This is a genomic window from Ralstonia sp. RL (assembly GCF_001683835.1).
In the GTDB taxonomy this organism is placed as follows: Bacteria; Pseudomonadota; Gammaproteobacteria; order Burkholderiales; family Burkholderiaceae; genus Ralstonia; species Ralstonia mannitolilytica.
Map to the genome: position 1 here is coordinate 29,808 of NZ_LWRX01000120.1, position 24,958 is coordinate 54,765.

The window sequence follows — 24,958 nt, forward strand, 5'->3', positions numbered from 1 at the left end:
ACTGCCTGCGGGCGCCCCCGACTGAAAGCGTATGATTGCGGGGCCTGTCCTTCCAGACGGCCCCGCTTCCATTTGGAGCGCCTCGTGACACGCACGACGGCCGGCGCGGCAGCGGAAGACATGGCGACAGTGTCCGCCCAGCTCCCGCCGATGTCCGATCCCGATTTCTCGTTCACCAGCGCCCCCGGCTCCCGACGCGGGTTCTGGTGGCTGGTAGCGCTCGCGCTCGTGGTGGTGATGGCGCTGGTGTGCGCGACCACCTTTGTGGTGACGTGGAACCGCGGCCTGGCACAAGCGCAGCAGGCCGCCGGCGGCCGGGTCGACCGCTACGCTGCCAACCTCAAGAGCACGCTCGACCGCTACGAATACCTGCCGGCGCTGGTGGCGCTGCATCCGTTCATCCACGATCTGCTGGCCGATCCGACGCCGGCCAACGTCGACCGCGCGAACCGCTATCTGCGCGAAGTCAACGACCGCGCGCACGCGACCGCCACGTACGTGATCGACCCCAGCGGCAAGGCGCTGGCCGCATCGAACTACAACCAGCCCGACAGCTTCGTGGGCGCCGAATATCTGTTCCGGCCGTATTTCCAGCAGGCGGTGGCGGGCCATGTCGGCCGGTTTTACGGCATTGGCATCACCCGCGAGGAGCCGGGGTATTACATCTCGCAGCCGGTCATGCAGGACGGCCGCGTGATCGGCGTGACCGTGGTCAAGCTCAACCTCGAATGGTTCGGGCGCGCGAGCCACGATGCCTCCGAACCGGTGATGGTGGCTGACGAGAACGGCGTGATCTTCCTGTCGTCCGTGCCGGCGTGGCAGTACCACACCGTCGAGCCGCTCACGCCCACGCTGCAGGCGCAGCTGAAGGCCACGCGCCAGTATTTCCGCAAAGAGATCAAGCCGCTGCCGCTGCAACCTGAGGCGCCGGGTTTCCTGAGGCTGACGGGGCAGTTGCCCGAAGGCGCCGAGCTCATCCGCATCGGGGAGCGCGCGAATGCGACGCGCTATCTGCAGGTCTCGCGCGACCTTGTCGAGCCCGACTGGACGCTGATGTACCTCACGCCCGTGGACCCGGTGATGAGCGCCGCGCGCAGCGCCACCGTGGCCGCTGCCTTCGCCTTCGCGTTTGCGTGCCTGCTGCTGTTCTACTGGCGCCAGCGTCGCCTGCGCATGATGGAAATGCTGCGCAGCCGCCGCCTGCTGGAAGCCGCCTACGACCAGCTCGAGCGTCGCGTCGAAGACCGCACGGCCGATCTGATGGCCACCAACGAGCAGCTGCAGCACGAGATCGTGGACCGCACGCGCGCCGAGGCCGAACTGCGCGCCACGCAGGATGAGCTCGTGCAGGCCAGCAAGCTCGCGGCCCTCGGCCAGATGGCCGCCGGCATCACGCACGAGCTGAACCAGCCGCTGGCGGCGCTGCGCACGTTCTCCGACAACACGCGCATCCTGCTCGAGCGTGGGCAGCACGCCGCCGCGACCGACAACCTGCAGGCCATTGCCGACCTGACCGAGCGCATGGGCAAGATCACCGCGCAGCTCAAGCTGTTCGCGGGCCGCACGCGCCGCAAGGTGGGGGATGTGCAGGTGCGCGTGGCGCTCGATCACACCCTGGCGCTGCTGCGTCCGCGCCTGAGCGACGTCGCGGTGGAGCTGCATTGGCGCATCCCCGAAGCGCAAGCGGTGGTGCGCGCCGATGAACTGAAGCTCGAGCAAGTGCTCATCAACCTCGTCGGCAACGCGCTCGACGCGATCGGCGCCAACGAACCGGCCTGCCCGGGCCGCATCGACATCGACGTCGGGCCTGCCGAGGGCGCGCCGTCACAGCTGAGTATTGCGGTGCGCGACAACGGCCCGGGCATTCCGCCTGACGCCATGCCGCACCTGTTCGAGCCGTTCTTCACCACCAAGGAGATCGGCCAGGGGCTGGGCCTGGGCCTGGCCATCTCGACGAGCATCGCGCGCGACTTTGGCGGTTCGTTGTCGGCCACGAATGTGCCCGGCGGGGGCGCGCAATTTACGCTGACACTGGTACGCGCCGAGATCGCCTGCGCGGCATCCACCTGATTTTTTCTTGCGAACACGACCCATGTCCGAAGGCTTGACCGTTCTGTTCATCGAAGACGACCCGCCTGTGCGCCAGGCCACCGCGCAGAGCCTGGAGCTGGCCGGCTTCAACGTGCAGGCGTTTGGCAGCGCCGAAGAGGCCGTGGGCAAGATCGACGCGAACTTCCCCGGCGTGGTCGTGAGCGACCTGCGCCTGCCGGGCGCCAGCGGCCTCGATGTGCTTGCGCACTGCCAGTCGTTTGGGACGGGGATCCCCGTGGTGCTCGTCACCGGCCACGGCGACATCACCATGGCCGTGCAGGCCATGCGAGACGGCGCCTTCGACTTCATTGAAAAGCCGTTCCCCGCCGAGCGCCTGACCGAGACCGTGCGCCGCGCCGTCGAGCGCCGTGCGCTGGAGCTGGAAAACCGCGCGCTGCGCCGCGAACTGGCGGGCCCCGCAGCGGGCACGCGCATCATCGGGCGCTCGCCTGCCATGGGCGCGGTGCGCGCGCTGATCGAAAACGTGGCGGCGACCGACGCGCCGGTGCTCATCAACGGCGAAACCGGCACGGGCAAGGAGCTCGTCGCCCGCAGCCTGCACATGCTGTCGCCGCGCCATGACAAGCCCTTCATCGCGCTGAACTGCGGTGCCGTGCCGGAGCAGATTTTCGAAAGCGAGATGTTCGGCCACGAAGCCGGCGCCTTCACCGGCGCGGGCAAGCGGCGCATCGGCAAGCTCGAGCACGCCTCGGGCGGCACGCTGTTCCTCGATGAAATCGAGAGCATGCCGATCGCGCTGCAAGTCAAGCTGCTGCGGGTGTTGCAGGAAGGCGCGCTGGAACGCCTGGGGTCGAACACGTCGGTGCGCATCGACGTACGCATCGTGGCAGCCGCCAAGGGCGACATGGAAGCGCTGATCGAAGCGGGCGGCTTCCGGCGCGACCTGTACTACCGCCTGAACGTGGTGGCCATCGACCTGCCGCCGCTGCGCGAGCGCCGCGAAGACATCATCCCGCTGTTCGAGCACTTCCTTCTCGAAGCCGCGGTGCGCTACCAGCGTCCGCTGCCGATGCTGGCCGAACGCCAGCGCCATGAGCTCATGCAATCGAACTGGCCCGGCAACGTGCGCGAACTGCGCAATGCGGCGGACCGGCTCGTGCTCGGCGTCGGCCGCACACCCGTGGTGACCGATGCATCGGAAGACGGCATGCCGCTCAAGGAGCGCGTCGAGCGCTACGAGCGCACGGTGATTGCCGAGACGCTGGCGCGCACCGGCGGGTCGGTGCACCAGGCGGCGGATATCCTGCAGGTCGGCCGCGCGACGCTGTACGACAAGATCAAGCGCTACGGCCTCTGAACGGCGTCGCAGAAAAGAAAACGTCCCGGGCGTTTTTGCTGTGCGCTGACGGCTCAGGCCTGCTTGGCCAGCGTCTGCTTGAGCAGCGCATCGAACGACGACCATTCCGGCTCGCCGACGTAGCGCTTGAGGATGCGCCCGTCGCGGTCGACGAGGAAGGTAGTCGGCGTGAGCTGCACGTCGCCAAAGGCCTTGGCCGCAGAGCCGTCGGCGTCCATCGCGACCTTGAACGGCAACTGGCGCGTCTGGCTGAAGTTCATCACGTACATCGGCGCGTCGTAGCTCATTGCGACGGCCACGTATTCCAGGCCCTCGCCCTTGTACTTGTTGTACGCCTGGACCATGTTGGGCATTTCCTTGACGCACGTGGCGCAGCTGGTCGCCCAGAAATTGACCAGGTAGACCTTGCCCTTGAGGTCTTGCGTGGACAGCTTCTGCCCATCGAGCAGCGTGAACGTGGCGGCAGGGACCTGCTGCGACGGCGAGAATGCACGCCAGCCGAACCAGCCGGCGACGGCCAGCGCGAGCAAGGCAACGGGCAGCAGCCAGCGACGGCCACCGGAAGCGGCGGGCGCGGCATGGGCGGAGGAGGTCAGGGGCGAGGCCATGTTGGCAACGGCTCCGGAATCAGTCACAGACGGCTATTGTAGGCCCGGCGCGCGTGCGCCGCATGCCGGCTGCGACAATCCGTGCATTGCGGTTCCTGCGTCACTTTTCTGCAGCGAGCGCTGCCTCATACAGGGCGAGGTCGGCGGCCGAAAAGCAGCAGAACGTGATCGCATCGAGGCCGGCGCCATGCTCCCGCGCGGTGCGCACGGCAATCGGCGCGGCCAATTCGGGGGGAAATCCGTACACGCCCGTGCTGATGCACGGAAATGCCAGGGTGCGCACCTCATGACGGCGGGCGAGTTCGAGGCTGTTGCGATAGCACGCCGCCAGCAGTTCGGCTTCCTGCCGGCTGCCACCGTGCCAGACCGGCCCGACGGTATGAATGACGTATCGCGCGGGCAGGCGAAAGCCTGGCGTGATCTTGGCTTCACCGGTACGGCAGCCGTGCAGCGCGCGGCACGCTTCGAGCAGTTCGGGCCCGGCTGCGCGATGAATGGCCCCGTCGACACCGCCGCCGCCCAGCAATGTGCTGTTGGCGGCATTCACGATGGCATCGCAGTCCAGGGTCGTGATGTCGGCGCGGACGGCAATGAGGCGGGGACTGGGCATGGCAGGCATCCGGAAGCGGGCGGGCGTCTCTGTCCGATAATAGTCCGCTCCAAAAGACGCAGAACGACGAAGGAGGCGATGTGACCATCACGGCAAAGGCGGTGAGGATGGGTTTGGGTACCGCGCTGTGTGCGCTGCTGATGGCCTGCTCGCCCAAGTACGACTGGCGCACCGTGCATTCCAGCGAGGGCGCCTACGCGGTGGACTACCCCGCCAGGCCCACGACCGACGCCCGCCCCGTTGCCGTCAACGGCCAACGGCTGCCGATGACGATGCAGGCCGCCAGCATCGAGGGCACGCTGTTCGCCATTGGCGTGGTCGAATTGCCAGCGGACGACCCGGTCTGGCGCCAGCACGCCGTGGAGGCGCTGCGCAGTGGGCTCGCAGCCAACCTGAAGGGCCGCGTGGAGGTGCGCGACATCGCCGTGAAGACAGCCGCGCAACCGCCGCTGTCATTGCCGGCGGTCGAGTTGATCGCGCAGGGCGCCGGCGGTGATGACCCCGCCCCGCGCCGCCTGACTGCGCGCGTGGTCGCCACCGGCAAGCGCGCGTACCAGGCCGTGGTGCTCGAATCGGGCGACGCCGCGCGCGATGCGCGCCAACAGGAACAGGTCGACCAGTTCCTGGCGAGCTTCCACCCGTATTAGCGGGCCCAAGCGAGCTGCCGCACGCCGGTGCACAATCGTCGTTCTCGTCCATACCAACATCACGGGGAACCACCATGACGTTGCAAGTCTGGCTGGCCTTTTTGCTGGCCTCCTGGGTGATTGCCATTTCACCAGGCTCGGGCGCGATCCTGAGCATGACCCACGGCTTGACGCATGGCGTGCGCCGGACGTCGGTCACCATTGCCGGGCTCGAGGTCGGCCTCGTGGTGATCCTGTTCATTGCCGGAGCCGGGCTCGGCGCGCTGCTGGTGGCGTCGGAGCATGCCTTTACGGCCATCAAGATCATCGGCGCGCTGTACCTGATTTACCTGGGCATCGTGCAATGGCGCACGCCCATCCAGATCGGCAAGCCGGCGGACGGCGAAGCGGTGCGGCGGGCGGGCAGCGGGATGCGGCGCTTCCTGGCGGGGCTGCTGACCAATCTGACGAACCCGAAGGGCATCCTTTTCATGGTGGCGGTGCTGCCGCAGTTCATCGATCCGGCCCGGCCGCTGTTGGCGCAGCTCGGCATCCTGGCGGTGACGATGGTGTTCGTCGACCTGATCGTCATGCACGGTTATGCGCTGCTTGCCTCGCGTGCGCAGCGCCTGTTCCGCAACCCGCGTGCGCTGCGTTGGCAGAGCCGCTTCTTTGGCGGCATGTTGATGAGCATCGGTGCGGCGCTGTTCTTCGTGAAGCGGCAGACGGCCTGACGCGCACCATGACAGCCGGATCGCCTTAGTCTGCCTTCACCCCGCGGCGATACTGGATCGCCTCGCCCACGTGGCCTGCGTCGATCTGCTCGTCGCCTGTGAGATCGGCGATGGTGCGGGCGAGCTTCAGCACCCGGGCGTACGCGCGGGCAGACCACGAAAAGCGTGTCATCGCATGCCGCAGCAGGCCGTCTGCTGCATCGGTGCGAGCGCAGTAGAGGTCGATCTCATGGCCGGCCAGTAGCGCATTGCGTTTGCCCTGCCGCGCAAGCTGCCGGGCATGGGCGGCCGACACGCGCTGGGCCACACTCGCGGTCGGCTCGCCGGGCGGGCCATCGAGCAGTTCTTCCTGCGATGGCGTCGGCACCTCGATCTGCACGTCGATGCGATCGAGCAGCGGCCCGGAAATGCGTGCCTGGTACCGCTCGACCTGATCGGGCGTGCAGCGGCACGCGCGCAACGGATGCCCGCGGTAGCCGCACGGGCACGGGTTCATCGCGGCAATCAGCTGGAAGCTGGCAGGGAAGTCGGTCTGATGCGCCGCGCGCGAGATCGTGATGTGGCCGGTCTCCAGCGGCTCGCGCAGGACTTCGAGCACGCGGCGCTCGAACTCGGGCAGCTCGTCGAGGAACAACACGCCCTGGTGGGCCAGCGAGATCTCGCCCGGCCTCGGCGTGTTGCCGCCGCCGACCATCGCCACCGCCGAGGCGGTGTGATGCGGCGCGCGGAATGGCCGGACCTTCCAGCGTTTGGCGTCGAAGCCGCGCGTGGTCAGGCTCATCACGGCGGCGGCGGAGAGCGCTTCATCGTCGCTCATGTCCGGCAGCAGGCCGGGAAAGCGCTGCGCGAGCATCGACTTGCCCGTGCCCGGCGGGCCGATCATCAGCATCGAATGGCCGCCCGCTGCAGCGACCTCCAGCGCACGGCGGGCCTGCGGCTGGCCGCGTACGTCGGCGAGGTCTGGGTAGCGCACATCGACATCCACAGCGGCCGGCACGGCTGGCACCAGCTTGCGGTCCGGCGCGCTCAGGTGGTCGCACACCTCGATGAGCGTGCGCGCAGGCAGCACCTTGGTGCCGCGCACGAGTGCGGCTTCAGCAGCGTTTTCGGCAGGCAGCACGAAGGCGCGGGCAAGCGGCGCCTCGCCGTCAGCCGCGGCGGGGTGGCGTGACAGCGCATACGCCATCGCCAAGGCGCCTCGGATCGGCCGCAGGTCGCCAGACAGCGACAGCTCGCCCGCAAACTCGTGCGCATCGAGGTGCGTGTGCGGAATCTGCCGGCTCGCGGCGAGGATGCCCAGCGCGATTGCCAGGTCGAAGCGGCCGGATTCCTTGGGGAGGTCCGCCGGCGCGAGGTTGACGGTGATGCGACGCGCCGGAAACTCGAAGCGACTGTTCTGGATGGCTGCGCGCACCCGATCCTTGCTTTCCTTCACCTCCGTGTCGGGCAGGCCGACGATGGTGAACGACGGCAACCCGTTGGCCAGGTGCACCTCCACCGAAACGGCCGGTGCATCAATGCCCGACAGCGCGCGCGAGCGCAGAACGGCGAGGCTCATCGCGCCGCCCTCCGGCAGAGATCACGGGCGTGGTGCGGGACAGAACATCGAAACATGGCGTGACGGTGTGCGACGTAAGACGAGCCCGTCACTGTGCCAGCCGGCCCGTGCCGCCGTATCGCAATGCATCCAAATTTGACGATCGGGGCGCATAAAAAAACCGGAGCCTCGGCTCCGGTTCGGTTTGTTGGCAGATCGGCATCAGGGGAACGCTGGCATAGCCGTGTCCTCCCCGCTGAAGTGGCCCTCGGGATGCGTCTTCTGCAGCAGCGCGCGCACTTCGGGCACGCGCGAGCGCGGCACATCAACCATCAGCAGGATCTGCCCATCCTCCACCGCTTGCCTGAACGGCTTGAGCCGGCTGTTGGGCACGGAGCTGCCGATCATGCTGGAAGCCCAAGCGCCGAACAGCGCGCCAACCACCGTGGTGATGCCCACCATGCCCCACTGCGGCCCCTCGCCGATGATCGGGAAGAGCGCGGCCACCACGCCCGCCAGCACGCCCGCACCACCGCCCACCACCAGCCCATTCTGGGTGGCGTGGACAATGTCGGAGGTCTGAAGCAGGTTGGCCTCATGCAGGCCGGTGAGGTCGGCGCCTTCGCGGGCGACAAAATGGATGTGGCGCTCGGTGATGCGCGCCAGCAGCAGGTCGTTCATCACGCGCCGGGCGCTGGCCACGTCCGGCAATAGAAAATAAAGGCGATGCTGCATGATCTTTCTCCTCAAGCGTCAGCCTTACAGGAGTTCTAGATCAGTTCGCCAGCCGCAACAAGGCGGTTTTCGCTGTGCGCCGCAACAGGGTGAGCCTGCGGGCACAGCGGCGCGCCGCAGGCGCGCTTGGCGCACCACCGGCCGGGCCCCAGCGGTTCACTGGTCGGCAGGCGCGGTCGACTTGAGTTGCGCTTCGAGCGCCGCCACGCGGGTTTCCAGTTCTTCGAGGCGGGCACGTGTGCGTGCCAGCACCTGTGACTGGATGTCGAACTCTTCGCGCGTGACCAGATCGAGCTTGGAAAAGCCCTGCGTCATCATCGCGCGCACGTTCTTTTCGATGTCGGCGGCCGGCGAATTGCGCAGCGCCTCGTTCACGCGGTTCTGAAAGTCGGTAAAGAGGTCGGTGGGTTTCATGTTGGATGCTCCGTGGATCGTGCTGGCTGCGCCAAGCCGGTGCATGCACCGCGACTGTGCGGAAGACATGCTGTGCCGTGGTGCGAAAGCCCGGGTCTGGCGCCTGGTTTTGGGGTCGCCGGCCTGGATGGTACCGGGTGTGCGCCCTGAACGGCACACCGCCCAGCAAATCTCGCTGCGATGCGGCATCGGCGTGGCCGGCCAAACGGGGACAGAGCCAGTCCCTGCCGCCCGGAACCGCGCTTGCGGGCGCGTCGCACAGGACTGAAATCACTCTATCACATGGCTTTTATCGCGCCATGTCCGCAAGCGGCCTGATGGGCTGAACCCGCCTGGGAGGCGCATCGGCGGGGAGCGCTCCCCCCGTCGGCGGACCCGTCCCCGATTTCCCTGCGCCCGCATGTCGCCATTCGTGGTGGCGCTTCGCGCCACCGCTCGGCCCATCCGCCCTGCTCAACATGGCATGACAGTTGCAGAACCGGTGCGATTTTTTTTCCATTGCCGTTGCGACTTTCTAAAGGGGGAGAGCCGTCATGAAGACGTTTGCTTATGCAGCCAGTCTGGTGCTGCTGACCGGTGCCGCTGCCGGTGTGTGCCAATCCGCCGTGGCCCAGACCGCTCCGGCGGCCGATGCTCCGGCTGCCGCGCCGGCGCCGGCCGCGCTGACGGCCAACGTCACGCTGGCCAGCCAATACCGCTACCGCGGCATCATGCAGACCAACAACAAGCCTGCCATCCAGGGCGGCTTCGACTACGCGATCCCCGGCGGCGTGCTGCCCGAGGGCTTCTACGTCGGCAACTGGAACTCGTCGATCAGCTGGCTGAGCGATTCGAATTCGAACGTCTCCGCGCCGATCGAGATGGACTTCTACGCCGGCTACAAGACCGAGATCATCAAGGACGTGCCCATCGATGTGGGCGTGCTGCAGTACTACTACCCGGGCAGCTACCCGAGCGACTACACCCGCCCGCACACCACCGAAGGCTACGCGCAGATCGGCTACGGGCCGGTCACGTTCAAGTATTCGCATGCGTTCTCGAACCTGTTCGGTACGCCCGATTCGCACCACAGCCAGTACTTCGATCTGTCGGGCAACTTCGATACCGGCTTCTGGGGCCTGACGCTGAACCTGCACGTCGGCTACCAGCAGGTGCCGCACCAGACCGTGCGCGCTTCGTACGCCGACTGGAAGGTCGGCGTGACGAAGGACTTTGGCGGCGGCTGGGCGGCCTCGCTGGCCTACATCGACACGAATGCGTCGCGCGCGTTCTATACCAACACACGCGGCAACTACATGGGCAAGGCCACGGCCTTGCTGTCGATCACCAAGACTTTCCAATAACGATGCGTGGCGGCGCCTCCGGGTGCCGCTGTCCGAGGAGGAATCCAGCATGAAACTCATCATGGCCATCATCAAGCCGTTCAAGCTCGACGAGGTCCGGGAGGCGCTGTCCGAGGTAGGGGTCTCGGGCATCACCGTGACGGAGGTCAAGGGCTTCGGACGCCAGAAGGGCCACACCGAGCTTTACCGCGGCGCCGAGTACATCGTCGACTTCCTGCCCAAGGTGAAGATCGAAGTGGCCGTACCCGACGACGTGCTGGAGCGCGCCGTCGAGGCCATCGAAAAATCGGCCCGCACCGGCAAGATCGGCGACGGCAAGATCTTTGTGGCCGACGTCGAACAAGTCATCCGCATCCGCACCGGCGAGACCGGTGGCGACGCGCTGTAAGCCCCCATCTGCCAAGGAAGAGGTCAAAACATGAAAACCTGGTTCACTCGATTCCTGACGGCTGGGGCCGTTGTCGCGGTGCTTGCGGGCGCCGTGAGCTCGGCACCGGCCGCTGCGCAGGACAAGCCTGCCGCAGAAGCCTCGGCACCGGCCGCGGCTGCCGCCCCCGCTGCAGCATCCCAGGCCGCAGCGCCGGCGCCCGCCGCCCCCTCTGCCGCTGCCGCACCGGCTGCCGCTTCGGCGCCGGCGGCTGCCGCGCCTGTGCCCAACAAGGGCGATACCGCGTGGCTGCTGGTCTCCACCGCTTTCGTCATCCTCATGACGCTGCCGGGCCTGGCTCTGTTCTACGGCGGCCTAGTGCGCAAGAAAAACATGCTCTCGGTGCTGATGCAGTGCATGGGCATCTTCTCGCTGGTCATCATCCTGTGGGCGCTCTACGGCTACAGCTTTGCCTTCACGGAAGGCAACGCGTTCTTCGGCGGGCTCGATCGCCTGTTCCTGAAGGGGCTGACGCCGGACTCAGTGGCCGCTACCTTCAGCAAGGGCGTGGTGGTGCCGGAGTACGCGTACTTCGCATTCCAGGGTGCCTTTGCGGCGATCACCTGCGCGCTGATCATCGGCGCCTTCGCCGAGCGTGCGAAGTTCTCGGCCGTGCTGCTGTTCGTGGTGCTGTGGTTCACCTTCAGCTACCTGCCGATCGCGCACATGGTGTGGTTCTGGCCGGGCCCGGACGGCTTCACCGATGCCAAGGCGGCTGAGGTGATGACGGCCAAGTCGGGCTGGCTGTTCCAGAAGGGCGCGCTCGATTTTGCCGGCGGTACCGTCGTGCATATCAACGCCGCCGTGGCAGGCCTGGTGGGTGCCTTCCTGTTCGGCAAGCGCATCGGCTTCGGCCGTGAGGCGCTCAAGCCGCACAGCCTGACGCTGACCATGGTGGGTGCCTCGCTGCTGTGGTTCGGCTGGTTCGGATTCAACGCCGGTTCGGCCCTGGAAGCCAACGGCAGCGCCGCCCTGGCTTTCGTCAACACGCTGCTGGCCACCGCCGCTGCCGTGCTGTCGTGGAGCTTCGGCGAATGGTTCGGCAAGAGCAAGCCGTCGATGCTGGGTGCTGCTTCGGGCGCCGTGGCGGGCCTGGTCGCCATCACTCCGGCCGCTGGCTTTGTCGGCCCCATGGGCTCGATCGTGCTGGGCCTCATCGCCGGCCTGCTGTGCCTGTGGGGCGTGAATGGCCTCAAGCGCATGCTGGGCATGGATGACACGCTCGACGTCTTCGGCGTGCACGGGGTGGGTGGCATCCTCGGCGCGCTGCTGACCGGCGTGTTCGCCGCGCCGAGCCTGGGCGGCACCGGCATCTACGACTACGTTGCCAACAAGGTGGCCGATGATTACTCGATCGGCGGCCAGTTGTGGATCCAGCTACAGGGCGTGCTGACCACCGTCATCTGGTCGGGCGTGGTGGCCTTCATCGCCTACAAGATCGTGGACGTCATCGTCGGCCTGCGCGTGCCGGAAGAGGAAGAGCGCGAAGGCCTGGACATCACGTCTCACGGCGAAACGGCTTACGAAGACTGACCGTCCGCGCATCTCCAGAAGACCCGGCCATGTGCCGGGTCTTCCTCATTGCAGCGCGCTCTACACCACTGGACGGGGGCTTTGAGCCGTTCCCGGGCCGGCGCGTCCTTAATTCCGATGTAAAAAACCTTCAATTGCCTGTCGTTATGCGCGCGCTTACATTGCAGACGTGGTTTCCTCCACCTGCAGAACGCTCCCCGTATCTGTCAGGCTATTCCCCAAGCGCGGCAGCCCCGCGCTTTTTTTTTGTCCGCGTTTTTGTGTGGCTTTGCGCACTGCCGCGGACTGGCTCTTGCGAATCCCCCTCCCGGCCGCATATCGATAGCCCGCTATCGTCTGCAAGCTATTGCCTATTCCTCTACAATCGGAGTGGGCGATAAATAACATCAATAGGAAGGGTATGGTTCCGCACTTGATCACCGCGCTGAACGGGCCGCTGCTGGAGCTCGAGCAGAAGATTCTTGACGCCACGCCCGCCATCGAACGCTGGTTCCGCCTCGAGTGGCAGGAACACACGCCGCCGTTCTACTGTTCCGTCGATTTGCGCAACGCCGGCTTCAAGCTCGCGCCCGTCGACACGAATCTCTTCCCGGGCGGGTTCAACAACCTCGCGCCCGAGATGCTGCCGCTGGCCGTACAGGCCGCCATGGCCGCGATCGAAAAGATCTGCCCCGACGCCAAGAACCTCCTGCTGATCCCCGAGCGCCACACGCGCAACATGTTCTACCTGCAGAACGTGGCGCGCCTGTCGCAGATCATGCGCCAGGCCGGGCTCAATGTGCGCCTCGGTTCGCTGTCGGACGACATCACCGAGCCCACGCCGATCGATCTGCCCGATGGCCAGCGCCTCGTCGTCGAGCCGCTCAAGCGCATCGGGACCAAGGGCCGCCGCCTGGGCATGGACGACTTCGACCCGTGCTCGATCCTGCTGAACAATGACCTGTCGGCCGGCGTGCCGCCCATCCTCGAGAATATCAACGAGCAATACCTGCTGCCGCCGCTGCACGCGGGATGGTCGCAGCGCCGCAAGACGAACCACTTCGGCGCCTACGACGAGGTGGCCAAGAAGTTTGCCAAGCTGATCGACATTGATCCGTGGATGGTCAACCCGTATTTCACCAAGTGCAGCGGGCTGGACTTTCACGAGCGCGCGGGCGAGGAGGAACTCGCCCACGCCGTCGAGACGGTGCTCAAGAAGACGGCCAAGAAGTACAAGGAATACGGCGTGACCGAGACCCCGTACGTGGTGGTCAAGGCCGACGCCGGCACCTATGGCATGGGGGTCATGACCGTGCGCGATCCGTCCGAGGTCAAGGGCCTGAACCGGAAGGAGCGCAACAAGATGAGCGTGGTCAAGGAAGGCCTGGAGGTCTCCGAGGTGATCGTGCAGGAAGGCGTGCACACCTTCGAGAAGATCAACGAGGCCGTGGCCGAACCCGTCGTCTATATGATCGACCGTTATGTGGTGGGCGGCTTTTACCGGGTACACACGGGCCGCGGCGTGGATGAAAATCTGAACGCGCCGGGCATGCATTTCGTGCCGCTGCCGTTCGCGTCGACCTCGCTGCCGGACAGCCACGCCAAGCCAGGCGCCGGTGAGCCGAACCGTTTCTACATGTACGGCGTGGTGGCGCGCCTGGCCTTGCTGGCCGCGTCGCTCGAGCTCGAGAAAACCGATCCGAACCCGCTGATCTGATCAGCGACCACGCTGTAGAAGGAACCGCCATGCGCCTCCTGTTCATCGTCGATCCGCTGTCGACGTTCAAGATCTACAAGGATTCCACCTTCGCGATGATGCGCGAGGCCGCGGCGCGCGGCTATGCCATATACACGTGCCTGCAGTCGCAGCTCACGCTGTCGGGCAACGTGGTGGAAACCGTCGCGACGCCCATCGCGCTGACCGGCAATGAAGACGACGGGCACGACTGGTACCGCGCCGGCGATGCGCGCCTGCTGCCGCTCACCGGCTTTGACGCCGTGCTGATGCGCAAGGATCCGCCGTTCGACATGGAGTATGTCACCAGCACGTGGCTGCTGGAGATTGCCGAGCGGCAAGGCGCGCGCATCTTCAACAAGCCGCAGGCGATTCGCGACCATTCCGAAAAGCTCGCGATTGCGCAGTTCCGCGAGTTCACCGTGCCGACGATCGTCTCCCGCGACGCAAAGCGGCTGCGCGACTTCCACGCCGAGCAGGGCGATGTCATCTTCAAGCCGCTGGACGGGATGGGCGGCACGGGCATCTTCCGCGTGGGGCCGGACGGCATGAACCTCGGCGCCGTCATCGAGACGCTCACCCACAACGGCGCCCGCACGATCATGGCGCAGCAGTACATCCCGGCCATCCGCGAGGGCGACAAGCGCATCCTGCTGATTGGCGGATCGCCCGTGCCGCATTCGCTGGCGCGCATTCCGATGGCGGGCGAAGTCCGCGGCAACCTCGCCGCCGGTGGCACGGGCAAGGCACAACCGCTGTCCGAGCGCGACCAAGTGATCGCCCATGCGCTTGCGCCGGTGCTGTGGCAGCGCGGCCTGTTGCTCGTCGGGCTGGATGTCATCGGAGACTATCTGACCGAGGTGAACGTCACGAGCCCGACGTGCTTTCAGGAAATTACGCAGCAGACGGGCTTCAACGTGGCGGGCATGTTCATCGACGCGCTGGAGCGCGCGGTCGGCAAGGCGAGCGGATTGGCGCGCAAGCCGGCCTGAAATCGCTGGCGGGCCGCACGATCGGCTCGAGGGGCCCTGATACAATCGGATTCACACCGATTCGCATTTCCATCATGGCAGGGATTCTGATCATCGCGCACGCGCCGTTGGCTAGCGCCTTGCGTGATTGCGCTGCACACGTCTATTGCGGCCAGCCCGAACGGCTGGGTGCGATCGACGTCCTGCCCGATGCCGAGCCGGCTGCCGTGCTGGCGCAGGCGCGCGAAAAGCTCGCCGAGCTCATCGAAGGCAACGGCGCGCTGGTGCTGACCGACATCTTCGGGGCGACGCCCGCCAACATCGCCTCGCGCCTGGCCGATCCGGGCCGCGTCCGCGTGCTGGCCGGCGTGAACCTGCCGATGCTCGTGCGCGCCATCTGCTACCGCTCCGAAAAACTCGAACAACTTGCCGCCAAGGCTCTGGCCGGCGGCGCGCAAGGCGTACTGCAGGTCGGCTCGACAGCCGTCCAGAACCAGGTTGCCAACCATCCGGACAAATATGCTGCAGAGGGATATCACCATCATCAATAAGCTGGGGCTGCACGCTCGCGCCTCCGCCAAGCTCACGCAGCTCGCCAGCAAGTTCGACAGTCAGATCAAGATGTCGCGCAACGGCCGCCAGGTCGACGCCAAGAGCATCATGGGCGTGATGATGCTGGCCGCAGGCATCGGCTCCACCGTCACGCTGGAGATCGAGGGCCCCGACGAGCAAGCCGCCATGGACGGCCTCGTCGCCCTGATCAACGATCGCTTCGGCGAAGGCGAATAGCCCGCCGGTCCAACTCCACGCCGCCATCCGGCCAGCGCTCTATGCCCTTTACCCTGCACGGCATCCCGGTCTCGCGCGGCATCGCCATCGGCCGTGCCCACATGCTGGCGCGTGCGGCGCTGGACGTGTCGCACTACCTTGTCGATGAAGACAAGCTCGACGCAGAGGTCGAGCGCCTGCGCAGTGCCCGCGCGACGGTGCGCGCCGAACTGATCGCGCTCAAGCGCGACCTGCCCGCCGATGCGCCCGAAGAGATGGGCGCCTTCCTCGACGTGCACGCGATGATCCTGGATGACGCGCTGCTCTCCCAGGTGCCGGAGACGCTGATCCGCCAGCGCCGCTACAACGCCGAGTGGGCGCTCACCACACAGCTCGAAGAGTTGATCCGCCAGTTTGGTGAAATCGAAGACGAATACCTGCGCGAGCGCAAGGCCGACATCGAGCAGGTCGTCGAGCGGATTCTCAAGGTGTTGGCCGGTGCGCCCGCGCTGGCGCCGGCGCCGGTGGCAGCCGGCTGCGATCCGGATGCCGGCATGATCGTCGTCGCGCATGACATTGCGCCGGCCGATATGCTGCAGTTTCGCGGCCAGACCTTCGCGGGCTTTGTCACCGATCTCGGCGGGCGCACGTCGCATACGGCCATCGTCGCGCGCAGCCTTGACATCCCCGCGGCCGTCGGCGTGCACAACGCGAGCACGCTGATCCGGCAGGACGACATCGTCGTCATCGACGGCGACAACGGCATCGTCATCGTCGATCCGAACGCCTCCATCCTCGAGGAGTACCGGCACCGCCGCAGCGAAGGCGAGCTGCAGAAGAAGCGCCTGGAGCGCCTGCGCCACACGCCCACCGTCACGCTCGACGGCACGCAGATCGACCTGCTGGCCAATATCGAGATGCCCGAAGATGCCGCCGCGGCCGTGAAGGCGGGTGCCGTCGGCGTCGGGCTGTTCCGCTCCGAATTCCTCTTCATGAACCGCCGCGGCGCGCTGCCCGACGAGGAAGAGCAGTTCCTCGCGTACCGCACGGCGGTCGAATCGATGAAGGGTTTGCCTGTCACGATCCGCACGATCGACATTGGCGCCGACAAGCCGCTGGACATCCGCGACGACCTGTTCGAGACGGCGCCCAACCCCGCGTTGGGTTTGCGCGCGATCCGGTGGTCGCTGTCGGAGCCGGCGATGTTCCTCACGCAGTTGCGCGCGCTGTTGCGGGCCTCGGCGTTCGGGCCGGTGAAGATTCTCGTGCCGATGCTCGCGCACGCCCGCGAGATCGACCAGACGCTGGAGCTCCTGGCGCGCGCGAAGGCCTCGCTCGACGCCGAGGGCCTCGCCTACGATCCGACCGTCAAGGTTGGCGCCATGATTGAAATTCCGGCGGCGGTGCTGATCCTGCCGGTGTTCCTGCGGCGCATGGATTTCCTCTCGATCGGCACGAACGATCTGATCCAGTACACGCTCGCCATCGATCGCGCCGACAACGCGGTCGCGCATCTGTATGACCCGCTGCACCCCGCCGTGCTGCAGCTGATCGCGCGCACGATCCGCGAAGGGCATCAGGCCGGCAAGCCCGTATCGGTGTGCGGCGAGATGGCCGGCGATGCCGCCATGACGCGCCTGCTGCTCGGCATGGGGCTCACCGAGTTTTCGATGCATCCGTCGCAGCTCCTGAGCGTCAAGCAGCAGATCCTGCGCGCCGACCGCCCGCGACTCATGCGCGAGGTCGACCGCCTGCTGTGCACGTGCGAACCCGCCGAAATCCAAGACGCGCTGGGCGCCCTGGCGCGGGCCTGAACGGCCAGGGCCAGCGGCGGCGGCCGTTGTGCCGCCGCATCGCCTGTCCTGCGGTCATTGTTCCCTAAGTGATTGAAATTCCACGTCTTTCATCTAAAAGACGGCTTGCGCGCACCCCCAAGACCCCGCCTGCCGAATGGGGTCGAACAAGAATTGTTCTCATTACCATTCTCTGTTATTCTGGCCTGACAGCGCGTTGTGAGCGCTGCGGAGGAGCCCCGTGTACGTCTGCATCTGCAACCAAGTGACCGACCGCGAAATCCATGGCGCCGCCCGTCTGGGCGTATCGACCCTGGACGAACTCGCCGAGACGCTCGGCGTGGGCACGTGCTGCGGACAATGCCGGGACTGCGCCAAGCAGGTGCTCGCCGAAGCGGTGAGCTGCATCCCCGTCGATCAGGTGTTGGGCCGTGCCAGCACGCATGCCATAATCGAGCGTCGCGACGAGCCCGTCGCCAATGACCAGGCCATTGCGGCCAAGGCGTTGGCTGCCTGATCCTTGCCTTTTTACCGCCGCGAACTGCCGCCCGGGCCTGAGCCTCGGCGGCATTTGTTGCTTGCTGGATCAGAACGCGGGCTCGTCTTGAACGGACGCCGGCGCGCGTCCCTCACCAGCAGGAGCCCCGAGAATGAAAGGCGATAAGAAGGTCATCCAATATCTGAACGCCCAGCTCAAGAATGAGCTGACCGCAATCAACCAGTACTTCCTCCACGCGCGCATGTATGGCCACTGGGGGCTCAAGCGCATCGGGGACCACGAATACAAGGAATCGATCGGCGAGATGAAGCATGCCGACCGCCTGATCGAGCGCATCCTGATGCTCGACGGCCTGCCCAACCTGCAGGACCTCGGCAAGATCTTCATCGGCCAGGACACGAAGGAAATCATCGAGTGCGACCTGAAGCTCGAGCGTGCCGCGCACGGCACGGTGGTCGAAGGCATCGCCTACTGCGAATCGGTCAAGGATTACGTCAGCCGCGAGATCCTGGTCGACATCCTGGACGACACGGAGGAGCACATCGACTGGCTCGAAACGCAGCTGGAGCTGATCGACAAGGTTGGCATTCAGAACTATCTGCAATCGCAGATGGAGCCCGAGGGCGAGTAAGACTCGACGGACGGCAAAAAGAAGGAGGCCTCAGCCTCCTTTTTTTATTGCGCGTGCTCGGCGCATCAGTGCGCGTCGCCGCAGACCGGACACGACGACTGCCGCCCGATGCGCATCGTCGTCCATTCCATCGATAGACCGTCGAGCATCAGCAGACGGCCAGCAAGCGAACGGCCGATGCCGGCGACGAGCTTGAGCGCCTCGGCCGCCTGCACCGTGCCCACCATCCCGACCAGCGGCGAGAACACGCCCATCGTCGCGCACGCCACCTCGGGCGCCGGCTCGTCGGGCGGGAACAGGCAGGCGTAGCACGGTCCGCCTGCGCGGCTGTCGAAGACGCTGATCTGCCCGTCGAAGCGGATGGCGGCTCCCGACACAAGCGGCACGCCTGCCCGTACGCAAGCGAGGTTGGCGGCCTGGCGCGTGGCAAAGTTGTCCGAACAGTCCAGCACCACGCTGACGCCGCCGAGAAGCGCGCCGATGGCATCCGCATCGAGCCGGCGCTGCACGGCATTCACGCGCACGTCCGGGTTCAGCCGCGCGATGGCTGCCTGCGCCGACGCCACCTTGGGCTGCCCGACCGACTCGGTGGTGTGCAGGATCTGGCGCTGCAGATTGGTCAGGTCGACCGTGTCGTCGTCGACGATGGTCAGCGTTCCAACCCCGGCCGCCGCCAGGTAGGGCAGGGCTGCGGCGCCGAGCCCGCCCGCCCCGATGACCAGCGCGTGCGCCTGCAGCAGGCGCGTTTGCCCTTCGATGCCGATTTCGTCGAGCAGGATATGGCGCGAATAGCGCAGCAGTTGATCGTCGTTCATGGCGGTGCAATGAAAAAGGCCGTGCAGTGCACGGCCTCGTAAGTTTGCCAGTGTTCGCCGGGTTGCGTGTCAGCGGGCGCCGGTGGGTTCCGGGGCCGGCTGCACGCTGCTTGCCGGGCCGCTGGGCTTGGGCGCAGCCGGCTCGGAAGCCGGCGCCGCCTTGCCCTTGGGCAGCTTGGCGGGCTGGCTCGATTCCTTGGCGGCCGGCGATTTCACGGCCTTGTCCGGCACGGTCGCGGCTGCGCTTTCCAGCACCGACTTCGAACGCTTGACCGGCTGGCCCTTCAGGTCGGCAATGGCCTGCTGCAGCATGAAGTCGTCGGCCGAGCCGAACTCGATCGGCTTCTTGTTGCGTTCCTTCTCGCGCTGCTCCGGCGTCTTCTTGGCGTTTTCTTCTTCCAGGCGGCGCAGCTCTTCGACGCGGCGCTTTTCGCGCTCCGTCATCTCCGCTTCTTCCGACTCTTGCTTGTTGTGCAGGTGGCGCTCGGTATCGATCTCGCGGGTGATGAGCGCGTCGTCCGGATCGCCTTCCGGATTCTGGTCGACCGGGATATCCGGGCGGATGCCCTTTGCCTGGATCGACTTGCCCGATGGCGTGTAGTAGTACGCGATGGTCAGCTTGATGCCGGTGTCGTTCGACAGCGGGCGCACCGTCTGCACCGAGCCCTTGCCGAAGGTCGTCTTGCCCATCGTCTTGGCACGGTGGTGATCCTGCAGCGCGCCGGCCACGATTTCCGAAGCGGAGGCCGTGTACGCGTTGGTCAGCACGATGATCGGCACGGTCTTGAACTCGGGGTCCAGATTGGCGAGCGGATCGGAATCGAAGTTGCTCAGGCGGTAGTTGGCGAACGTCGTCTTGTACGTGCGCTTCGCGTCCGGCACCTGGCCGTTCGTCGAGACCACCGTCACGTCCGGCGGCAGGAACGCGGCCGACACACCCACAGCGGCCTGCAGCACACCGCCGCCGTTGTTGCGCAGATCCAGGATCAGGCCCTTGAGGTGGCCGTCCTGCTTGGCCAGGTCGTTCAGCTTCTTGGCCAGGTCCGGCACGGTGCGTTCCTGGAAGCTCGTGATGCGCACCCAGGCAATGCCGTCGCCGAGCAGCTTGGCCTTGACCGACTGCACCTGAATTTCAGCGCGGGTGATGGTGAGCGGGAACGTGCGCTCTTCCTTCTTGCGGTAGATGGTCAGCGTGACCTTGGTGCCCGGCGCGCCGCGCATGCGCTTGACGGCTTGCTCGAGCGGCATGCCGCGCACCGGCTTGTCGTCGATGCGGGTGATCAGGTCGCCCGGCTGCACGCCGGCGCGGAAGGCCGGGGTGTCTTCGATCGGGTTGATGACCTTGACAAGACCTTCCTCCTGCGAGATCTCGATGCCCAGGCCGGCAAAGCGTCCCTGGGTGCCCTCCTGCAGCTCCTGGAAGTCCTTCTTGTCGAGGTAGGCCGAATGGGGGTCGAGGCTGGCGACCATGCCCTTGATGGCTTCGGTCAGCAGCTTGTCGTCGTCCACCGGCTCGACATACTCGCGCTTGATCTGGCCAAAGATGTCGGCCATGAGCCTGAGCTTCTCCAGCGGAAGCGGCCCGACCGTCGCATTCTGCGCGGTGGCGGAGAGCTGAAGCGTCGCCAGTACCCCGGTAACGAGGCCGATGGCGATCAAGCTGATGTTCTTGAGCGAAGTTCGCATGTGTCGGGAGCGGACGGTGGGACGGTAGATAAACATGACCCGGGACGGCTTGCGCACATCCCGGGTGTCAGGCTTTGACAGTATAAAGGCGTTGAGGTGCCGCAGCGCCCGTTACGGATTATTTGGACTTGCCCTGGCTGGCCACCGCCGCGAGCGACGCGGCAATTGCTTCCTGGTCGCCCAGGTAGTAATGGCGGATCGGCTTGAGGTTGGCGTCCAGCTCATACACCAGCGGCGTGCCGTTGGGGATGTTCAGGCCGACGATGTCGGCGTCGGAAATGCCGTCGAGGTACTTCACCAGCGCGCGGATGCTGTTGCCATGCGCTGCAATGACGACACGCTTGCCGCTCCGGATGGCCGGCGCAATCGACTCTTCCCACAGCGGCAGCACGCGCGCCACGGTGTCTTTCAGGCATTCGGTCAGGGGCACCTGCTCGCGCGTGAGGCCGGCATAGCGCGGGTTGCCGAAGGCGTCGTTCTCGGCCCCGGGCTCGAGGGCGGGCGGCGGCGTGTCGTAGCTGCGGCGCCAGATCAATACCTGCTCGTCGCCGAACTTGGCGGCCGTCTCCGCCTTGTTCAGGCCCGACAGCGCGCCGTAGTGGCGTTCGTTCAGGCGCCATTCGTTGCGGGTCGGGATCCACATCAGATCCATTTCGTCCTGCACATGCCAAAGCGTGCGTATCGCGCGCTTGAGCACCGAGGTGTAGGCGAGGTCGAAGGTGAAGCCGGCTTCGCGCAGCAGTTTGCCGCCTTGGCGGGCCTGGGCGACGCCCGTATCGGTGAGGTCGACGTCGACCCAGCCGGTGAAGCGGTTCTCGAGATTCCACGTCGATTCGCCGTGGCGGATGAGGACGAGCTTGTGCATGACTGCCATGATGAGAAGTGAGAAAACCTGCGCGCGCGGCCTGCGGCGATCTGTCGACGCCTTGACGTGCGACCGCTGAAACCGGCTATTTTATAATGCCGCCGGCATTGGCTCTCCGAACCGTTCGGACGAGGCCCGACCGACCCATCCCAGGAAACCGATACCGTGAAGTTTTTCGCCGATTACAACAACCTCGCCCTGCTTGCCATCGCCATCGTTTCGGGCGGGCTGCTGGTCTGGTCGTCCGTCCAGCGCCGCATTGCCGGCGGGGGCGGCGCCAAGGTCAGTGCCTCGACGGCCACGCAGCTCATCAACCGCCGCAACGCCGTGGTAGTGGACGTGCGCGAGAGCAGCGAGTACGCCGCCGGCCATCTCCCGCAAGCCAAGCATGCGCCGCTTGGCGAACTCGAAGGCAAGGCGGCCGGCCTTGCAAAGAACAAAGAGACCCCCATCATCCTCGTATGCCAGACCGGCCAGCGCGCCGGGCGGGCGCAAGCAGTGTTGAAGCAGGCCGGTTACAGTGAGGTCTATTCGCTCGAGGGCGGATTGGCCGCCTGGCAGCAGGCAGGCCTTCCGGTCGTGAAGTAACGAAAAGACAACGAGGTTTGATGTTATGGCGCACGTGGTCATGTACAGCACCACCGTCTGCCCCTATTGCGTGGCAGCGGAACGACTCCTGAAGCAGCGCGGCGTCGAGCAGATCGAAAAGATCCTGATCGACCGCGAACCCGGCAAGCGCGAAGAGATGATGGCGCGCACGAACCGCCGCACCGTGCCGCAGATCTACATCGACGATCGACACATCGGCGGCTTTGATGATCTGTCCGCGCTGGACCGCGAAGGCGGCCTGGTGCCGCTGCTGGCCGCCTGACCTGGCGACGCGCTTGCCACACAGAACGCCCGGCCTTGACCGGGCGTTGTATTTTTAGGTGTCCTCGCAATGGCCTGCACCATTGCCTCATGTACCATACGCGTCTTGCACGGCGGACGCGTTCCGCCAAGCACTGACCACATCCATTTTGAAGGCGAGTCATGAGCGACCAGCAACAACAGCAACCGGGCCAGGATGGCCAGCCGTTCTTCAACATTCAGCGCGTCTACCTGAAGGATCTGTCGCTGGAGCAGCCCAACTCGCCGCACATCTTCCTCGAGCAGGAACAGCCGACCGTGGAAGTGCAGGTGGACGTGTCCGCTTCGCAACTGGCCGAGGGCGTGTTTGAAGTGGTCGTCATCGGCACGGTCACGACCAAGGTCAAGGAAAAGGTCGCCTTCCTGGTGGAAGCCAAGCAAGCCGGTATCTTCGACATCCGCAACGTGCCGGCCGAGCAGATGGACCCGCTGCTGGGCATCGCCTGTCCGACCATCGTGTACCCGTACCTGCGCTCGAACATTGCCGACACCATTGGCCGCGCCGGCTTCCAGCCGATCCACTTGGCCGAGATCAACTTCCAGGCGCTGTACGAGCAACGCCTGGCTGCCGCGATGGAAGAGGCGCAAGCCCAGGGCGGCGGCGCCGGTCTGGTGATGCCGGACGGCTCGAAGGCCACGCACTGAAGACGAGGCGCACCGCGCCTGAAGCCCGCGCCGGCCGCACGCTCGCGCGGGTATTTTTTTGCCTGACCGATGTTGAACACGCGCATGCGAATTTCCGTTCTGGGTGCCGGCGCCTGGGGCACCGCCCTCGCCAGCCATGCCGCGCAATCGCACGATGTCGTGCTGTGGGGCCGCGATGCCAGCCTCGTTGCGCAGATGGCCGCCACGCACGTCAATGCAACGTATCTGCCGGGCATCGCGCTGCAGGCAATGCTGCGGTTTTCCGATGACCTGCAAGCGGCGCTCGACCACGCAGCGGGTGACGACGCACTCGCCGTCATTGCATCGCCCGTGGCGGGCTTGGCCGATCTGACGCGTGCCGTTGCCGAGCATGGCGGCGTGAGCAACGTCATCTGGCTGTGCAAGGGCTTCGACCCCGAGACGGGAGCATTGCCCCACGCCATCGTTGCAGAGGTCCTTCGCCAGACCGGGCGCAGCGATCTGGCAACCGGTGTGCTGTCCGGCCCCAGCTTCGCCAAGGAAGTCGCACAGGGCCTGCCGTGCGCGATGACCGTCGCATCGACCAACGACACGCTGTGCAGGTTCACGCAGCGCGGCTTTCACCATCACGCCATGCGCGTGTATGCAAGCGACGACCTGGTCGGCGTGGAGGTGGGCGGCGCGGTCAAGAACGTGCTCGCGATCGCCACTGGTGCCGCGGACGGCCTCGGCCTGGGCCTGAACGCGCGCGCCGCGCTGGTCACGCGCGGGCTGGCCGAGATGACGCGCCTTGGGCTTGCGCTTGGCGGCCGGCCGGAGACTTTCATGGGACTCACCGGCATGGGCGATCTGCTGCTCACCGCCACCGGTGATCTGTCACGCAACCGGACAGTCGGGATGCAGCTTGCGCAAGGCCGCACGCTCGACGACATCCTGCACAGCCTCGGTCATGTTGCCGAGGGCGTGCGTTGCGCACGCGCGGTCGCGGCACTGGCTCGTGACCGGGGCGTCGATATGCCGATCACGTTTACCGTCTGCGAAGTCCTGTTCGAAGGGCTGGCGCCCGCGCGCGCGGTGGAGCGCCTCTTGCAACGCGACGCCAAGTCGGAGTCCGCGCGCTAGGACGGGGTGCGGCGCTGTGTGTTCAGGCGCCGCCCGCGAATCCGTTCTGCCGCCACGCCTCGAAGACGACCACCGCCACGGTGTTCGACAGATTCAGGCTGCGGTTGTTGGGGCGCATCGGCAGGCGGATGCGCTGTGACGCCGGAAACCACTCGCGTCGTTCTTCGGATAATCCGCGCGTTTCGGATCCGAACACGAACCAGTCTCCGGGTTGGAAGGCCATGCTGGCAAACGGCGTCGAGCCGCGCGTAGTGAGCGCGAACATGCGGCTGGGATCAGGTTGCGCATTGCGCAGAAAGGCGCCCCAATCGGCATGCACGCGCATCGTCGCGTACTCGTGGTAGTCCAGGCCCGCGCGCCGCATGCGCGCGTCTTCAAGCGGAAAGCCCAGCGGTTCGATCAGGTGCAACTGCGCGCCCGTGTTGGCGCACAGGCGGATCACGTTGCCCGTGTTGGGCGGGATTTCGGGCTCGACGAGGACGACGTTGAACATGGCTGCGATGGCGGGAAAACTCCGGCGGCGAGCTTATCCACATTGGGAAGGGTTGTCACGCCGCCACAGCGTTCGGTGGCGGGCGCGACAGA

The 24,958-nt window shown here is 66.1% G+C and carries 27 protein-coding genes; 18 read left to right on the plus strand and 9 right to left on the minus strand.

What is annotated here, in order from left to right; all coding sequences use genetic code 11:
- Positions 1-120 precede the first annotated feature (120 nt).
- Positions 121-2,070: a sensor histidine kinase gene (locus A6M56_RS11275; RefSeq protein ID WP_102080964.1), complete on the plus strand. Its 1,950-nt coding sequence runs from the start codon at positions 121-123 to the stop codon at positions 2,068-2,070.
- Positions 2,071-2,092: 22 nt separating this feature from the next.
- A complete protein-coding gene (locus tag A6M56_RS11280) occupies positions 2,093-3,409 on the plus strand; it encodes a sigma-54-dependent transcriptional regulator (RefSeq protein ID WP_045785666.1) in 1,317 nt (438 codons plus the stop codon).
- A 53-nt stretch (positions 3,410-3,462) separates the two neighbouring features.
- On the opposite strand, the gene A6M56_RS11285 is transcribed toward A6M56_RS11280, so the two are convergent.
- On the minus strand, positions 3,463-4,017 hold the full coding sequence (locus A6M56_RS11285) for a TlpA disulfide reductase family protein (RefSeq protein ID WP_045785667.1): 555 nt from the start codon (positions 4,015-4,017) through the stop codon (positions 3,463-3,465).
- Positions 4,018-4,117: 100 nt separating this feature from the next.
- Complete coding sequence (locus tag A6M56_RS11290; protein ID WP_373271742.1) at positions 4,118-4,627, minus strand: O-acetyl-ADP-ribose deacetylase; 510 nt, start codon at positions 4,625-4,627, stop codon at positions 4,118-4,120.
- A gap of 107 nt (positions 4,628-4,734) precedes the next feature.
- On the opposite strand from A6M56_RS11290, the gene A6M56_RS11295 reads away from it, so the two are divergent.
- Together A6M56_RS11295 and A6M56_RS11300 are read left to right on the plus strand one after the other, a co-directional pair.
- Positions 4,735-5,274, plus strand: coding sequence for a hypothetical protein (locus A6M56_RS11295; RefSeq protein ID WP_045785669.1), 540 nt, complete (start codon positions 4,735-4,737; stop codon positions 5,272-5,274).
- Between the two features lie 74 nt (positions 5,275-5,348).
- Positions 5,349-5,987 carry a LysE family transporter gene (locus A6M56_RS11300; RefSeq protein ID WP_045785670.1) on the plus strand — a complete coding sequence of 213 codons (639 nt, stop codon included), beginning with the start codon at positions 5,349-5,351 and terminating at the stop codon, positions 5,985-5,987.
- A gap of 25 nt (positions 5,988-6,012) precedes the next feature.
- Here the strand turns inward: A6M56_RS11300 and A6M56_RS11305 are convergent, their stop codons facing one another.
- The 3 genes from A6M56_RS11305 to A6M56_RS11315 form a co-directional block, all read right to left on the minus strand.
- The gene (locus A6M56_RS11305) at positions 6,013-7,545 is read right to left on the minus strand and encodes a YifB family Mg chelatase-like AAA ATPase (protein WP_045785671.1); all 1,533 of its coding nucleotides are present in this window, start codon (positions 7,543-7,545) and stop codon (positions 6,013-6,015) included.
- Positions 7,546-7,746: 201 nt separating this feature from the next.
- The gene (locus A6M56_RS11310) at positions 7,747-8,259 is read right to left on the minus strand and encodes a hypothetical protein (protein ID WP_045785672.1); all 513 of its coding nucleotides are present in this window, start codon (positions 8,257-8,259) and stop codon (positions 7,747-7,749) included.
- Between the two features lie 156 nt (positions 8,260-8,415).
- Positions 8,416-8,673, minus strand: a complete 258-nt coding sequence (locus A6M56_RS11315; RefSeq protein WP_045785673.1) for an accessory factor UbiK family protein — start codon at positions 8,671-8,673, stop codon at positions 8,416-8,418.
- A 533-nt stretch (positions 8,674-9,206) separates the two neighbouring features.
- Here A6M56_RS11315 and A6M56_RS11320 point away from each other — a divergent pair.
- The 10 genes from A6M56_RS11320 to bfr all read left to right on the plus strand — a co-directional run bounded on the left by A6M56_RS11320 (position 9,207) and on the right by bfr (position 18,352).
- Positions 9,207-10,016, plus strand: a complete 810-nt coding sequence (locus A6M56_RS11320; protein WP_045785674.1) for a TorF family putative porin — start codon at positions 9,207-9,209, stop codon at positions 10,014-10,016.
- Positions 10,017-10,065: 49 nt separating this feature from the next.
- Complete coding sequence (locus tag A6M56_RS11325; protein WP_045785675.1) at positions 10,066-10,404, plus strand: P-II family nitrogen regulator; 339 nt, start codon at positions 10,066-10,068, stop codon at positions 10,402-10,404.
- A 30-nt stretch (positions 10,405-10,434) separates the two neighbouring features.
- Positions 10,435-11,976, plus strand: a complete 1,542-nt coding sequence (locus A6M56_RS11330; protein WP_045785676.1) for an ammonium transporter — start codon at positions 10,435-10,437, stop codon at positions 11,974-11,976.
- Positions 11,977-12,376: 400 nt separating this feature from the next.
- The gene (gshA, locus tag A6M56_RS11335; RefSeq protein WP_045785677.1) at positions 12,377-13,672 is read left to right on the plus strand and encodes a glutamate--cysteine ligase; all 1,296 of its coding nucleotides are present in this window, start codon (positions 12,377-12,379) and stop codon (positions 13,670-13,672) included.
- A 29-nt stretch (positions 13,673-13,701) separates the two neighbouring features.
- Positions 13,702-14,682 carry a glutathione synthase gene (gene gshB / locus A6M56_RS11340; RefSeq protein WP_045785678.1) on the plus strand — a complete coding sequence of 327 codons (981 nt, stop codon included), beginning with the start codon at positions 13,702-13,704 and terminating at the stop codon, positions 14,680-14,682.
- Between the two features lie 74 nt (positions 14,683-14,756).
- Positions 14,757-15,212: a PTS sugar transporter subunit IIA gene (locus tag A6M56_RS11345; protein ID WP_045785679.1), complete on the plus strand. Its 456-nt coding sequence runs from the start codon at positions 14,757-14,759 to the stop codon at positions 15,210-15,212.
- The gene (locus tag A6M56_RS11350) at positions 15,181-15,450 is read left to right on the plus strand and encodes an HPr family phosphocarrier protein (RefSeq protein ID WP_045785680.1); all 270 of its coding nucleotides are present in this window, start codon (positions 15,181-15,183) and stop codon (positions 15,448-15,450) included. The genes A6M56_RS11345 and A6M56_RS11350 overlap by 32 nt, the downstream gene beginning before the upstream one ends.
- Before the next feature lie 41 nt (positions 15,451-15,491).
- Complete coding sequence (gene ptsP / locus A6M56_RS11355) at positions 15,492-17,243, plus strand: phosphoenolpyruvate--protein phosphotransferase (RefSeq protein WP_045785681.1); 1,752 nt, start codon at positions 15,492-15,494, stop codon at positions 17,241-17,243.
- A gap of 220 nt (positions 17,244-17,463) precedes the next feature.
- Positions 17,464-17,739 (plus strand): (2Fe-2S)-binding protein, encoded by a 276-nt coding sequence (locus A6M56_RS11360; RefSeq protein WP_045785682.1) that lies wholly within the window; start codon positions 17,464-17,466, stop codon positions 17,737-17,739.
- Between the two features lie 133 nt (positions 17,740-17,872).
- Entirely contained in the window at positions 17,873-18,352 is a 480-nt protein-coding gene (gene bfr / locus A6M56_RS11365) for a bacterioferritin (RefSeq protein WP_004637092.1), read from the plus strand.
- Between the two features lie 65 nt (positions 18,353-18,417).
- On the opposite strand, the gene A6M56_RS11370 is transcribed toward bfr, so the two are convergent.
- The 3 genes from A6M56_RS11370 to gpmA form a co-directional block, all read right to left on the minus strand.
- Positions 18,418-19,167: a HesA/MoeB/ThiF family protein gene (locus A6M56_RS11370; RefSeq protein ID WP_045785683.1), complete on the minus strand. Its 750-nt coding sequence runs from the start codon at positions 19,165-19,167 to the stop codon at positions 18,418-18,420.
- Positions 19,168-19,236: 69 nt separating this feature from the next.
- Positions 19,237-20,853, minus strand: a complete 1,617-nt coding sequence (locus A6M56_RS11375; RefSeq protein WP_045785684.1) for a S41 family peptidase — start codon at positions 20,851-20,853, stop codon at positions 19,237-19,239.
- 118 nt (positions 20,854-20,971) lie between these two features.
- Positions 20,972-21,718, minus strand: a complete 747-nt coding sequence (gene gpmA, locus A6M56_RS11380) for a 2,3-diphosphoglycerate-dependent phosphoglycerate mutase (RefSeq protein WP_045787749.1) — start codon at positions 21,716-21,718, stop codon at positions 20,972-20,974.
- Positions 21,719-21,883: 165 nt separating this feature from the next.
- Between gpmA and A6M56_RS11385 the strand changes: the two genes are divergently transcribed.
- The 4 genes from A6M56_RS11385 to A6M56_RS11400 all read left to right on the plus strand — a co-directional run bounded on the left by A6M56_RS11385 (position 21,884) and on the right by A6M56_RS11400 (position 24,373).
- Positions 21,884-22,306, plus strand: a complete 423-nt coding sequence (locus A6M56_RS11385) for a rhodanese-like domain-containing protein (protein ID WP_045785685.1) — start codon at positions 21,884-21,886, stop codon at positions 22,304-22,306.
- A 25-nt stretch (positions 22,307-22,331) separates the two neighbouring features.
- Positions 22,332-22,589: a glutaredoxin 3 gene (gene grxC / locus A6M56_RS11390; protein ID WP_045785686.1), complete on the plus strand. Its 258-nt coding sequence runs from the start codon at positions 22,332-22,334 to the stop codon at positions 22,587-22,589.
- Between the two features lie 161 nt (positions 22,590-22,750).
- Positions 22,751-23,272: a protein-export chaperone SecB gene (gene secB, locus A6M56_RS11395; RefSeq protein ID WP_045785687.1), complete on the plus strand. Its 522-nt coding sequence runs from the start codon at positions 22,751-22,753 to the stop codon at positions 23,270-23,272.
- 84 nt (positions 23,273-23,356) lie between these two features.
- The gene (locus A6M56_RS11400) at positions 23,357-24,373 is read left to right on the plus strand and encodes an NAD(P)H-dependent glycerol-3-phosphate dehydrogenase (RefSeq protein ID WP_045785688.1); all 1,017 of its coding nucleotides are present in this window, start codon (positions 23,357-23,359) and stop codon (positions 24,371-24,373) included.
- Between the two features lie 22 nt (positions 24,374-24,395).
- Here the strand turns inward: A6M56_RS11400 and trmL are convergent, their stop codons facing one another.
- Positions 24,396-24,866 (minus strand): tRNA (uridine(34)/cytosine(34)/5-carboxymethylaminomethyluridine(34)-2'-O)-methyltransferase TrmL, encoded by a 471-nt coding sequence (trmL, locus tag A6M56_RS11405; protein ID WP_102080688.1) that lies wholly within the window; start codon positions 24,864-24,866, stop codon positions 24,396-24,398.
- Positions 24,867-24,958 lie beyond the last annotated feature (92 nt).